Genomic DNA, 13,091 nt, shown 5'->3' with positions numbered 1-13,091 from the left:
CAGCGCCGGGCCCCGGCGCTCAGTAGGTTTCGACGAACTGCGAGTCGACCAGCGTGTCGATAGAGATTTCCTTGCCGACGAGGCCTTCGGACTTGAACCAGGCAAGCTGTTTCTTCACGTTGGTGAGGTTCAGCTTCAGATTCGGTTGCAGGCGCATGGCGCCGTTCTTGATCGACGGCGCGGCCTTCTCGATCGGCTGGGTGTTGTAGACATATTTGTGGATCAGCGCGGTCATCTCGTCGATCGCCGCGTCGCCCTTGGTCTTGTCCACCATGACAGCGTTGAAATCGGCCGCGCCCTTGGCGTAGGCGGCAACGAAACGCTTCACCAGCTCGGGACGCTCGGCAGCGTTCTTTGCCGAGGTGAAGGCTGTGGTCACCTGATAGTCGTCATAGTCGCTGATCCAGCCGATGATCCTCGCAGCGCCGCCTTTGGCGAGAGGCTTGGCGATGTGCGGCACGATGATCATACTGTCGACCTGGCCGGACTTCAGCGCGCCGATAATCGCGCCGACTTTCTGCAGCGGCTTCATCGAAATTTCGGAGACCGCGAAGCCTTCCTTGGCTGCAACCTGGGAGGCCATGTAGTGGAAGGAGGAGCCGGTCTGGGTGATGCCGAGGCTGCGGCCGGCAAGTTTCGCCGGGCTCGTCAGGCCGGCTTCGTAGGCAGCGGTGCTCGCGAGGATCGCGGAGCCGTCGATCCCTTTCTCCTCTTGCAGCACGCCGCCGATCACCTTCACCGCGCCCTTGTCGGCGAGGTTGACGAGGCCGGCGGTGATCGAGGTCACGCCGAAATCGACGTCTCCCGAGGCTATGGCGACCGCCATCGGCTGCGCCGCCTGGAAGAACTTGAACTCGACCTCGAGACCCTGCTCGGTGAAGTGACCCTTTTCGAAGGCGACGAAGCCGCCCGCATGGGAGGTGAAGCGGAGCGCGCCGACAGTGATCTTGTCCGCGGCGAGTGCCGGTCCGCAGGTGATGGCCGCCAGTCCGACGGCCGCGAGGCCCGCCATCACGGCGCGGCGCGAGAAGAGATGCTTCATCCCTGTTCCTCCCGATTTTGCTTTTGGGCGGCGGACGCGATGCCGCCGGAAGATACCGGCTTTCTTAGTCGCTTCGCTTTGCCGTGGAAACCAATTTGCGCAATCCGATCCGCTTGCGCAAAGATAGGTCCCAATAAACCAACCTCTGGAAACGCCTCCTAATGGACAGCTTCGATTACGTCATCGTCGGCGCCGGCTCGGCCGGTTGCGTGCTCGCGAACCGTCTGAGCGCCGACCCCTCCGTCACGGTCTGTCTGCTGGAGGCGGGGCCGCCGGATTATCATCCGATGATCCATATTCCGGCGGGCTTCATGAAGACGCTGGTCAATCCATCGGTGAACTGGCTTTACCAGAGCGAGCCGAGCTACTGGACCGGAGGACGTTCCATCGCCGCGCCGCGCGGCAAGACCCTTGGCGGGTCCAGTTCGATCAACGGGCATATCTACAACCGAGGCCAGCGACTCGATTTCGACGGCTGGGCCCAGCGCGGCAACCGCGGCTGGGGCTATGCCGACGTCCTGCCTTACTTCAAGCGGACCGAGCGCCGCATCGGCGAGGGGGACGATACCTTCCGGGGCCGCGAGGGCAATATGGCGGTCACCAATATCGACTGGCAGCATCCACTCTGCGATGCCTTCATCCTCGGCGCGGTCAGCATCGGAATTCCCCATAACAAGGACTATAATGGTCAAGTGCAGGAGGGCGTGTCCTACGCCCAGCGCACCATCTATGGCGGCCGGCGGATGAGCACGGCGCGCGGGTATCTGCGCCCGGCGATGAAGCGCAAGAACCTGACCGTGCGCACCCATGCTCACGCGACGCAGATCGTGCTCGACGGCAAGAAAGCGACTGGCGTGCGCTATTCCCATGGCGGCCGACACGGCATTCCGATGGAGGTGCATGCGCGCCGCGAGGTGATTCTTTCGGGCGGTGCGGTGAACTCTCCGCAGCTCCTGCAGCTCTCCGGCATCGGCAATCCTGAGTTTCTGCGCGGCCTGGGGATCGAGGTCCGGCACGCCCTTCCGGGGGTCGGCGAGAACCTCCGGGACCATTACGCGCCGCGCTTCACGGCACGGGTGAAGAACTCCAGCAGCATCAACGAACTCGCGCGTGGCCCGCGGCTTTGGGGCGAGATCTTCAAGTATTTCACCGGGCAGAAGAGCATCCTCGGGCTCAGCCCGACGCTGGTCTACTGCTTCTGGCACTCGAACGAGGCGGCGCGGAACAGCGACCTGCAGTTCACCTTTACGCCGGCGAGCTACAAGGAAGGGGTCCAGTCGCAGCTCGACGACGAGCCGGGCATGACCATCGCTTCCTGGCAGCAGCGGCCGGAAAGCATCGGCTATATCCGGGCCCGCAGCGCCGACCCGTTCGAGGCGCCGGCGATCCAGCCGAACTATCTCGCCGACGAGACCGACCGCCAGGTCCTGCTCTCCGGCATGAAGCTGGCGCGCCGGCTGCTCCAGACGGAACCGCTGATGCCATTCTTCGCCGGCGAACTCTATCCTGGGCCGGGTGTCCAGACGGACGATGAACTGCTGGCGGCAGCCAGGGAGCGGGGCACGACGACCTTCCATCTGATGGGAAGCTGCCGGATGGGGCCGGAAAGCGACCCGACCGCGGTCGTGGACGATGCGCTGCGCGTGCGGGGCATCGAGGGGCTTCGGGTCGCGGACGCCTCGATCATGCCGACCATGCCGTCGGCCAACCTCAACGCGTCCACCATGATGATCGGGGAAAAGGCCTCCGATCTCATCCTTGGGAGACCCGCTGCCGAGGCTGCCGCGCTTCGCGATTAGGTGAATACATATTGGTGCAGACGCCAACGGCGCAATTCCGCGAAATTCGAGGGAAATTCGTTAAGCAAGAATTAATGTTTTTCTGTTTTGATGGAAAAACAGGGCGTTCCACGTTGGTGATCGGCCACAAATCGTTTTAGTATCCGCGGGAATTAACCATGGCGTTGGATTTTAACAGAGGCAGCATGGGCTCGTCGAAATCGCGCAAGAACGTGTATGCGGGGCACCGTACGTCCATCATCCTCGAGGAGGATTTCTGGGACGCCCTGGAAGAGTGTGCGCACGACCGCGAGTTGTGCATCGACACGATCGTGACCGACGCCGAAAAGGCCTTTCCGGACATGAGCCGGACCGCGGCCGTACGGATGTTCCTGCTCGAGCATTTCCGCGCCAAGGCGGACGAGCCCGACCCGATCCACTGACATTCCGGTTTCTTCACGCGTAAGCGGCTTCTGGCATCCCTCGCCGGAGCTTGTATCATCGCGTCATGAATGACCTTTCCAGCCTCGACGCCGCGCGATCCGCACATCATGCGGGCGACCTTCCCCGTGCCATCGCGGGATACCGCGCCTTTCTTGCCGAAGCCCCCGACCCGGAAGTCAGCAATCTGCTGGCGATTGCGCTCGACGGAAGCGGCGCGGCCGAAATGGCGGAAGCAACGCTCGCAGAGGCGTTCAGCCAGCATCCGTCCCATGCCGGTGTCGCGCTAAACCTTGCACGTCTCAGGCTCCGCCGGGGCGCGGCAGCGGAGGCTCTGGAGCCTCTGCGGATCGCGGCGGCAAGCGGAGATCCCTCCGCTGCCGGCCTTCTGTTCGAAACCGCATGGGCTGCCGGATCGCACGCCGATGTCGTGACCAGCGGGAAAAGGCTTGCCGAGACCGGCGGGCTCGACGAGTCCCAGGCGGAACGTCTCGCCGAACTGGCTGTCAGATCCGGGTCCGCGGAGACCGACGCGTTCCTGAAGATGGGGCTCGCTCGCTTTCCCCTCTCGGCCCGGCTGCACCTCCTGCAAGCGCATCACCTGGCTCGGAAAGGGGCCAGCCGCGATGCCCTGACCGCATTCAGCAAGAGCCTCGCCATCGCACCTACGGACCTCGATGCGACCCATAATGCCGCGCGGATGCTGGACCTTCTGGGAGACTTCGCTTCGGCCATACGGATGAACAGCCGATCCCGCGCGCTGGCGCCGGTATGGGCGGATGGGCTGACCCTCGGCGCGCGGCTCGAAGCGCTGCACGGTTCGGTCGCGACTGCGCGGCGGCTTGGCAAAGAGGCGGTGGCATCGGCACCGCATTCCGCGACGGCTCATGCCGCGAAAGCGCTTGCGGCATTTGCCGCAGGACGGCAGGAGGCAGCAATCGCGGAGCATCGCCGCAGCCTGCTGCTCGTCCCCGGCGACGCTTCGGAGTGGAACGACCGCGGTGCCATGCTGAAACCGTTCGGCGCGAACGGTGCAGCGGACACCGCCTTTCGCCGTGCCAGACTGATCGCGCCGGAACTACTGCCTGCGATCAAGAATCACGCAGCCCTGCTGTTCGACATGACGGACATGAAAGGTGCCGCGACGGCTTACGATGCTGCTCTGGCGCTGGTGCCTGACGACGCGGCTCTGGCGGTGAAGAGGGCGATGACCTTTCCGACCATCCTGCGTTCGGAAGCCGAGATCGATGCCATTCGCGCCGATATCGAGGCCCGGATGCGGACCTTGAAAAGCTCGGGCGGGCGGATCGCTGATCCCCTCAAGGATGTTGGCCGCCCCAATTTCTACCTCGCCTATCATGGCAGGAACGATCGGGATCTGCAGACCCTGATCGCCGAGACCTATCTGGCGCTCTGCCCGGAGCTCGGTTTCGTCGCGCCCCATTGCTGCGCCCCGGCCCCCCTTGACGGGCGACGGCTCCGGATCGGGTTTCTCTCGCGATACTTCTACGATCACTCGGTCAAGTTCATCAGCGAAGGGATCATCCGTAATCTCGATCCGAAGCGGTTCGAAGTGCACCTGATCAGCCCCACGGCGGAAGAGAAGGTCGATATCTTCCCACCCGGCAGCGGGCCCGCCGGATTTACCCGGATACCGGAGGATCTTTCCAAGGCGCGGGCGGAGATCGCGGCACTGGAATTGGACGTCCTGGTTTTCGGCGACATCGGCATGGAGCCGCTCAGCTACTATCTCGGCTTTTCCCGCTTCGCCCCCGTACAATGCGTGATGCAGGGCCATCCGGTGACGACGGGGCTCCCGCACATGGACTATTTCGTCTGCGGAGCTCTGCAGGAGATCGAGGGCTGCGAGGCGCACTATACCGAGTCGCCGATCCGGACCGCGGACATTCCGCTCTGCTACCCGGCATTGCCGAAGGTGCCGCCAAAGCCGCTCTCCCATTTCGGTCTGCCGGAAGAGCGGACGCTCTATTTCTGTCCGCAGACCCTGTTCAAGTTTCACCCGGATTTCGATGCCATTCTCGGCGGTATTCTGGAGGGTGATCCGAACGGCATGGTGGTTCTGCTGAAGGACCGGCAGGAGACCCGCAACCGTCAGCTCCAGGCGCGGCTGGACGACACGCTTGGCGCGCTGACCGAGCGCATCCACTGGGTCGGCCGCACGCCGAAGCTCGACTACTACGCACTCCTGATGCACAGCGCTGTCATGCTCGACACAACGCATTTCTGCGGCGGGAATACGACCATCCAGGCACTCGGGCTGGGTATCCCGCCGGTCACGCTGCCGGCGGATTATGTCCGCGGCCGTATGACGATCGGCTGGCTGAAGGCGATCGACGTCATGGAACTGGTGGCGAAGGATCATGCCGATTATGTCCGCATTGCGCTCGCCTGCGGCACCGATCCCGAATGGCGTGCGCGGGTCGTTGGGAAGATCGAGGCGCGAAAGCACGAGCTGATCGAGAATCAGGGCTGTGTGCGCGAACTGGAGGCGTTCTTCCCAAAGGCCTATGACGCGGCTCTGCGCGGAGAGCGCCTGCGGTGGATTGCGGGCGCCGACCGGCCTTTGGACGGCTAGACGAAGTTCGGCACTTCATCGCCTTGTGCGTCGGCCGGCGATCCCCAGCCGAGCGCGTGTGTGAACAGATCGAGATTGCGCGCCCGCGCCTCCGGGTTCTGTTCCAGTTTCGCCTGGTAGGCCCGGCTAGCCGCGAGGAAACGCTTCTTGAGGTCCGAGGGCTCCGGCGGAGCGGTGCCCGAGCATCGCGCATATATCTCCTGCGTGGCACAGAGGATCACCCCCGGCGAGTTCTCAACCGGTCGGATGGCCATGTCGGCATAGACTTGGGGATTCGGCAACGGGACCGCGCTCAGGGCGATAGGCAGGTCGGCGGCGAGGATTTCCTCATAGCTCATGGGAAGGGATGCATCGCCCCGGAACAGGGACTTGTAGAGAAACAGGTCGTCCGGCCGGTGATGTCCGAGAACAGTGGGGAGAAGGTTCGTCGTCAGGCTCGGCCGGTCGAAGGCACGGACCAGCCCTTCCGGGCCGGACTGGCAATTCACGGAAAACCGGCAGGCGCCGCAGAGGAATACATCCATCCAATCTTCACGGTCAGGCATCTTCGCGACGTCGAACACGATATCGCTCGGGTGATCCAGCGGCTCATCGTCTTTGCCGCCGATGCGGAAGACCGGCATTCCCTCGCCGGCGAGCCAGTCGACCGCCGGGCGGACGTTTCCGAGCGAGGTCGCGCGCATTTCGCCCTCGAGGCGATTGGCGGCCGATGCCACATATCCCTTGTCCCGGACATGCAGCAAAACGAACCCGGAATCGGGGGTAAGGCCGAGTTGCGCAAGCCAAGCTCGACCCTTTTCCAGCAGCGCGGGACTCATGCCGAGGAAAAGAGGGCCGTGAAGGTGCCGCATCAGTCCGTAATCCCTGTAGAACCGCAGAATCTGCGCCCCGTAGAAATCGAAGCCGCCTTTGTTTGTCACACCCTGATTGAGGATGCCGGCATTAAGGACAGCCTTGTCGTCCGTCTCGATCAGCATGAACTCTTCGCCGAGAAGATCGAAAAGCCCCTGGGTGATCCCCGGTTCCCGTCTCGGAGGGGTAATCAGCGCAATCCGGTCGTAACTGCGGCCGAAGATGGTTTTCAGATAGTGCGGTTCCGGGCCGAAATGCCCGATATGCCGTGCGAGCGGCAACGGCGCGACGACGGTCCGCTCCCGGTCATCGAGATAAGGACTGACGACGGCACGGAGCCTGTCGTCGAAAGCCGGAGAGGCGAGGTATTCGAGAAGGGCGCGAATACCGCTTTGCCGTGGGTCAGTCTCCGACATAGTCCGTCAGATCCGCTTTCTCGCCCGGCGCGAAGTCGACATGGATGTGGTTGCCGTCATGGTCGTTGATGTTGACCTGCTGGATGCCCATTTCCGGCAGCACACCGCAACGATATGCAACCTTTTCCTTGCGCAGATGCGCCAGGAACTCGGCCAGGCCCTCGGCCTGTATGGCGAAATGTTCGAGCTGCGCGTCCGGCCGGTAGGGAGCCGGATCCTTCGTCACGCCGACCAAATGCACCATGGCCGCGCTGTTCGCGTAGAGCCAGGCGCCGGGGAAGGGAAAAGGCGGGCGCTCGCCCGGGTGCATGTCGAGGACGCGGCCGTACCAGGCCACCATCGCGTCGAGATCCTTCGTCCGGATATTCACGTGATCGAGGGTTTTTAGCGCCATGGGCTTTTCTTTCTGTTCACGTTATGTTTCAGTTTCTCCCCGTCTCCATTAAGCATAGTCCATGACCGATCAACTTCCCAACCGCGATGCGCGCCGCCTCTTCCTCCACCTGCACGCCCTCGGCGACTCGCCGGGCCGGCCGTTCCGGCGCAAGGACGTGCCGGAGCTGATCCACCGGATCGGGTTCGTGCAGGTCGACAGCATCCGCACGGTGGAGCGGGCGCATCACCACATCCTGTTTTCCCGCGCCAACGCCTACAAGCCGGACTGGCTGCACCATCACCTGGAGCGCGAGCGGACCCTGTTCGAGAACTGGACGCACGACGCCTCCGTGATCCCGGTCGAGTTTTTCCGCTACTGGAAGCCGAAGTTCCACCGCACGCGCGAGCGGCTCATGCGGTTCGACTGGTGGCGCGAGCGGCTTGGAGAGGATTACGAGGAGACCTGCGCCCGGATTCGCGCCCATATCGAAGAGAACGGTCCGGTCCGCTCGCGCGATCTGACGGCGGACGAGAGCCATCACGATGGCTCGGACGAGAACAAGGCCTGGTGGGGCTGGAAACCGTCGAAATCGGCGCTCGAGCATCTCTGGCGCACCGGCCAGCTGGCCGTCTCGGCGCGGGAGGGGTTCCAGAAGGTCTACGATCTGGTCGAGAAAGTGGTGCCGCCGGAACATTACGAGCCGGAGGTGCATGACGAGGAGTTCATCGACTGGGCCTGCCGCTCGGCGCTGGAAAGGCTCGGCTTTGCGACTCCGGGAGAGCTTGCCGCCTACTGGGACGCGATCACGCCGGCCGAGGCGAAGGACTGGGCGGAACGCCAAGGACCGGAGACCGCGATCCCTGTCGATATCGGCAATGCGGATGGAACGGTGCGGCGCCATCTGGCGCGCCCCGATGCGCTCGATCTCGCCGGCGAGGTCCCGCCGCCGCCCGGACGCGTCCGCTTCCTCAGCCCGTTCGACCCGGCGCTGCGCGACCGCAAGAGGCTGCAGCGCCTGTTCGGCTACGATTACCGGATCGAGGTCTTCGTTCCGGAGGAGAAGCGGCAATACGGTTACTACGTCTTTCCGATGCTGGAGGGCGACAAGCTGACCGGCCGGATCGACATGAAAGCGGACCGCCCGGCGGGCGCGCTCCGCATACGTAAGCTCTGGCTGGAGCCGCGCCTCACCCTGACGCCGCAGCGCAAGGCCAAGATCGAGGCGGAACTGCAGCGCTGGCTGAAGTATCTCGGCCTGGAGCGGGCCGAGGGCGACGGGTTCGAGGTCGCGCTTTAGCGGTCCACTTCGGTCGCGGCGCCCGGATTTCTCGGGGAGGTTCGATCATATGTTGAAGGGAAGCTGCCAGTGCGGCGCGGTGATTTACGAGGTCGATGCCACGCCGATCGATATTTACGTCTGCCATTGCACCGAATGCCGGAAACAGTCGTCCTCGGCTTTCGGGATCTCGGTGATCGTGCCGGCCGAGGCGATGCGGATTGTCGAAGGCAAGACCAGGATCTGGACACGCCCCACCGCGTCCGGAGGCGAGATCCTGTGTCTCTTTTGCGAGACCTGCGGGAGCCGGATCTCTCATGCGGATCCGGCCGAAGACGTGGTCTCGATCAAGGGCGGATCGCTTGCCTCTCCTGTTGATCTGACAGGCGTCAAGCACATCTGGACGCAAAGCAAGCTGCCCGGAATTACGATTCCCGCCGGATGCGAGAGCTTTGAGAGAGAGCCGGCGTAGCGCCGCTGTTCAGTCCGCGCCGGCGGGATGCCGCCGCCGCAGTACCGACCTCGCGGTATCGATGAAAGCGCGCAGCTTCGGGTTGTTGGACATGCGGTCCGGGTAATAGAGGAAGAGACCCGTTTCCTCGACGGAAGCCTCCGGCAGCACCTCGACCAGACGGCCTTTGGCCAGCTCGTCAGTGAGCATCGGCTCGAACATGTAGATGATGGCGAGGCCTTCGAGCGCGAGTTCCAGAGCGATCGTCCAGTCGTTGACGATGATGTTTCCGGTGCTCGGCACCCGGACTTCGCCTGTCCCGGATTCCAGTTCCCAGTCGTAGATCCCGCCGGACGGCATGCGGTAGGACATGCAATCGTGGTTCGCCAGATCCTCGAGGGAGTTCGGCAGTCCGCGGCGTTCGACATAGGACGGTGCGGCAGCCATGATGGTCCGGAACGGCGGGGTCAGGCGGAAGGTTTTCATGTCCTGATCGATACTGCCGCCGAGCCGCACGCCGGCATCGAATCCCCCGGCCACGATATCCACGAAGCGCTTGTCGGAATCGAGTTCGATCTTCAGGTCGGGATAGCGCCGGAGCATTTCCTTCACCACGGGGATGACCGCCATCGAGCTGAAAGGCTGGGCGACGGTGAGCCGGAGCAGACCCGAAACGCTGCCCTGCGCAGACTTCAGCCGCTCCAGCGCATCGTCCAGCCCGGCAAGTGACGGCCCGGCCGAATCCACCAGCAGCTGGCCCCAGTCGGTTAGCGAGACGCTGCGGGTGGTGCGGGCGAAGAGCGGCAGGCCGAGCCGGTCCTCCACCATGCGTACGGAATGGCTGACAGCCGAGGCGCTCATGCCGAGCTCCTTGGCGGCGGCGGCGAACCCGCCGCGCCTGGCGACGGCGAGAACGACGGGGAGGTGGGGGAGAAGGTCACGGCTCATTGCTGAGAAATATTGAATAATCCTTGCGGTTCAAGGGTGGATGTCATTTTCGCATATGCACCCATCTTCTTTCCCAACGGCGACGGAAGCGGCGCGGTGATGCGTCACGGGCTTTCGCGCGTGTGGGAGAGCGAAAAATGATCACACTCAATCTGAACGGCACCGAGCACCGGCTTGATGCCGAAGGCGACATGCCTTTGCTATGGGCGATCCGCGACCATGTCGGTTTGACCGGCACGAAATTCGGCTGCGGCCTGGCGCAGTGCGGTGCCTGCACCGTCCATGTGGACGGCGTGCCGGTGCGCTCCTGCCAGACCTTCCTCGGGGACATCGAGGGCGCGAAGGTGACCACCATCGAGGGCATTGACGGCAAGGTGGCGGAGACCGTGCAGGCGGTCTGGGCCGATCTGGACGTGCCGCAATGCGGCTATTGCCAGTCCGGGCAGATCATGTCCGCAGCGGCGCTTCTCGCCGAGACGCCGAAGCCGACGGACGAGGATATCGACGCGGCGATGAGCGGCAATCTCTGCCGCTGCGCCACCTACCAACGCATCCGCGCCGCGATCCACGAAGCGGCCGACCGTCTGGAGGCCTGATCGATGCTGGTACAGAAACTCAATGAAATGGCCCGGGAAATGACCGCACGTGCGAAGACCGAAGCGGTCTCTCGCCGTGGCTTCCTGCTCGGCGCCGCCGCGACCTCGGCAGGTGTTGCCATCGGTTTCCGCCCGCTCGCCGGGCTTGCCGCTACCGAGCCGGCGAAAGCCGGTGCCGATCTCGCGGCCTATATCGCGATCGCCGACGACGACACGGTGACGATCTATTCCTCCCAGTTCGACATGGGGCAGGGTTCCTATCACGGGATCGCCACGCTGGTGATCGAGGAGCTCGGCGCCGACTGGAGCCAGGTGAAGGTCGAGGGCGCTTCGGGCAATGTCGCGCATTACGGCAACATTTTGTGGGGCGGCCAGTTCCAGGGTTCCGGCGGCTCCACCTCCATGGCCTCCTCCTGGGACCGCTACCGCAAGGCCGGCGCCGCGGGTCGCATGATGCTGGCCGAGGCGGCGGCGAAGGAATGGGACGTGCCTGCCTCCGAGATCACGGTCGAGAAGGGCGTCATCGCCCATGCCGGTTCGGGTAAGTCCGCGGGCTTCGGCGCCTTCGCCAGGGCAGCAGCGGGCGTGACCATTCCGGAGGATGTCGCGCTGAAGGATCGTTCCGAATGGACGGAGATCGGCAACCCTGATCTCAAGCGCTATGACCGGGTCGGCAAGACCAAAGGGCAGCAGGATTTCACCATCGACGTGAAGCTCCCCGGCATGCTGACCGCGGTGATGATCCATCCTCCCAAGTTCGGTGCGATGGTCGCCTCCGTCGAAGCCGCCGAAGCCAGGGCGGTGAAGGGCGTCACCGATGTCGTCACGATCCATCGCGGCGTTGCGGTGGTCGCGAAGGACATGTGGGCCGCGCTCAAGGCCCGCGACCTGGTGAAGGTCGCCTGGGATGAGAGCAAGGCGGAGAAGCGCGGTTCGGCCGAGATCATGGCCGAGTATCGCGACCTCGTCGCCAAGCCGCCGATGGCGGTTGCCCGCAAGGACGGCGATCCGGACGCGGCGCTTGCCTCCGCCGCCCGGGTGATCGAGGCGACCTACGAGTTCCCCTATCTCGCCCACGCCGCCATGGAGCCGCTGAACGCTGTCGCCGCGATGAACGCGGATGGCGTGCTGGAGATCTGGGGCGGTCACCAGATGCCGGACTATTACCAGCAGATGGCCTCCAAATTCTCGGACGTGCCGCCGGAGAAGATCCGCATGCATGTCATGAAGACCGGCGGCGGTTTCGGCCGTCGGGCGACGCCGGATGCCGAGGTCATCACCGAGGTCGCGGCCATCGGCAAGGCGATCGGCTGGAAGGCGCCGGTGAAACTCCAGTGGACCCGCGAGAACGACATGCGGGGCGGCCGCTACCGTCCGGCCTATGTCCACAAGATGCGGGCGGGGCTCGATGCGGACGGAAAGCTGGTGGCGTGGGACAACCACATCGTCGGCCAGTCCATCGTCGCCAACACGATCTTCTCCGGCCTGATCAAGGACGGGGTGGACGCGACGTCGGTCGAGGGGTCCTCGACGCTGCCCTATGCCATTCCCAATCTCGGCGTCGGGCTGACGACGGCGGAGGTCGGGGTGCCGGTGCTCTGGTGGCGCTCCGTCGGCTCGACCCATACCGCCTATGCGACCGAGGTCTTCCTCGACGAGGTGATCGCGGCGACCGGCGCCGATCAGGTCCAGTTTCGCCTCGATCTGCTGAAGGACCATCCGCGCCATGCGGGCGTGCTGAGGCTCGCGGCGGAAAAGGCGGAATGGGGCAAGCCGCTGCCCGAGGGGCATCACTGGGGCGTCGCCGTTCATGAGAGCTTCCACTCTTATGTCGCGGAGATCGCCGAGGTCTCGGTCGAGAACGGTCAGGTGATCGTGCACCGGGTGGTCGCGGCGGTCGATGTCGGCACGCCGATCAACCCGGATGTCATCAAGGCGCAGGTCGAGGGCGGCATCGGGTTCGGTCTCGGCTCCGTGCTGAGCGAGGAACTGACCCTGACCGGTGGCGAGGTCGACCAGGGCAATTACGACAGCTACCTGCCGCTCCGCATCGATCGCATGCCGACGGTCGAAGTGCATATCGTGCCGAGCACGGAACGCCCGACCGGCATCGGCGAGCCGGGCGTGCCGCCGATCGGCCCCGCCATCGCGAATGCGGTGTTCCGCGCCAGCGGCCAGCGGGTCCGGACCCTGCCCTTCGAGAAGGGCTTCAAGGCCGCTTGAGCGGGTTGCGAAGTGTGATCTCTGAAAGGCCGGCGCCCCGCAACGGGGGGCGGGTTTTTCAATCCAGGTGGGCATTCCCGGCCTGGCCCCGGGCCC

At 64.3% G+C, this 13,091-nt stretch carries 11 protein-coding genes; 7 read left to right on the top strand and 4 right to left on the bottom strand.

Going from position 1 to position 13,091, the window contains the following annotated elements:
- Positions 1-19: 19 nt before the first annotated feature.
- Positions 20-1,042 (bottom strand): ABC transporter substrate-binding protein, encoded by a 1,023-nt coding sequence (locus IG122_RS20910; protein ID WP_193188297.1) that lies wholly within the window; start codon positions 1,040-1,042, stop codon positions 20-22.
- Between the two features lie 161 nt (positions 1,043-1,203).
- On the opposite strand from IG122_RS20910, the gene IG122_RS20905 reads away from it, so the two are divergent.
- The 3 genes from IG122_RS20905 (at position 1,204) to IG122_RS20895 (ending at position 5,857) form a co-directional block, all read left to right on the top strand.
- Positions 1,204-2,841, top strand: a complete 1,638-nt coding sequence (locus IG122_RS20905) for a GMC family oxidoreductase (protein WP_193188295.1) — start codon at positions 1,204-1,206, stop codon at positions 2,839-2,841.
- Between the two features lie 158 nt (positions 2,842-2,999).
- Positions 3,000-3,263, top strand: coding sequence for a ribbon-helix-helix domain-containing protein (locus IG122_RS20900; RefSeq protein WP_193188293.1), 264 nt, complete (start codon positions 3,000-3,002; stop codon positions 3,261-3,263).
- Positions 3,264-3,328: 65 nt separating this feature from the next.
- Positions 3,329-5,857 carry an O-linked N-acetylglucosamine transferase family protein gene (locus tag IG122_RS20895; protein ID WP_193188291.1) on the top strand — a complete coding sequence of 843 codons (2,529 nt, stop codon included), beginning with the start codon at positions 3,329-3,331 and terminating at the stop codon, positions 5,855-5,857.
- Here the strand turns inward: IG122_RS20895 and IG122_RS20890 are convergent.
- Positions 5,854-7,125, bottom strand: a complete 1,272-nt coding sequence (locus IG122_RS20890) for a TIGR04372 family glycosyltransferase (RefSeq protein ID WP_193188289.1) — start codon at positions 7,123-7,125, stop codon at positions 5,854-5,856. The two genes, IG122_RS20895 and IG122_RS20890, sit on opposite strands and share 4 nt — an antisense overlap.
- The gene (locus IG122_RS20885; RefSeq protein WP_193188287.1) at positions 7,112-7,519 is read right to left on the bottom strand and encodes a VOC family protein; all 408 of its coding nucleotides are present in this window, start codon (positions 7,517-7,519) and stop codon (positions 7,112-7,114) included. The genes IG122_RS20890 and IG122_RS20885 overlap by 14 nt, the downstream gene beginning before the upstream one ends.
- Before the next feature lie 61 nt (positions 7,520-7,580).
- Between IG122_RS20885 and IG122_RS20880 the strand changes: the two genes are divergently transcribed.
- A complete protein-coding gene (locus tag IG122_RS20880; protein WP_193188284.1) occupies positions 7,581-8,798 on the top strand; it encodes a winged helix-turn-helix domain-containing protein in 1,218 nt (405 codons plus the stop codon).
- A gap of 49 nt (positions 8,799-8,847) precedes the next feature.
- A complete protein-coding gene (locus IG122_RS20875; protein WP_193188282.1) occupies positions 8,848-9,249 on the top strand; it encodes a GFA family protein in 402 nt (133 codons plus the stop codon).
- A 9-nt stretch (positions 9,250-9,258) separates the two neighbouring features.
- On the opposite strand, the gene IG122_RS20870 is transcribed toward IG122_RS20875, so the two are convergent.
- Positions 9,259-10,176, bottom strand: a complete 918-nt coding sequence (locus tag IG122_RS20870) for a LysR substrate-binding domain-containing protein (protein ID WP_193188280.1) — start codon at positions 10,174-10,176, stop codon at positions 9,259-9,261.
- Positions 10,177-10,313: 137 nt separating this feature from the next.
- Between IG122_RS20870 and IG122_RS20865 the strand changes: the two genes are divergently transcribed.
- Entirely contained in the window at positions 10,314-10,772 is a 459-nt protein-coding gene (locus IG122_RS20865; RefSeq protein ID WP_193188279.1) for a (2Fe-2S)-binding protein, read from the top strand.
- 3 nt (positions 10,773-10,775) lie between these two features.
- The gene (locus IG122_RS20860; protein ID WP_226893822.1) at positions 10,776-12,995 is read left to right on the top strand and encodes a xanthine dehydrogenase family protein molybdopterin-binding subunit; all 2,220 of its coding nucleotides are present in this window, start codon (positions 10,776-10,778) and stop codon (positions 12,993-12,995) included.
- Positions 12,996-13,091 lie beyond the last annotated feature (96 nt).

The organism is Nisaea sediminum (assembly GCF_014904705.1).
GTDB classification, from domain to species: Bacteria; Pseudomonadota; Alphaproteobacteria; order Thalassobaculales; family Thalassobaculaceae; genus Nisaea; species Nisaea sediminum.
The sequence above is the reverse complement of the archived record's forward strand: the minus strand, read 5'-3'. Positions and strand labels throughout refer to the sequence as shown.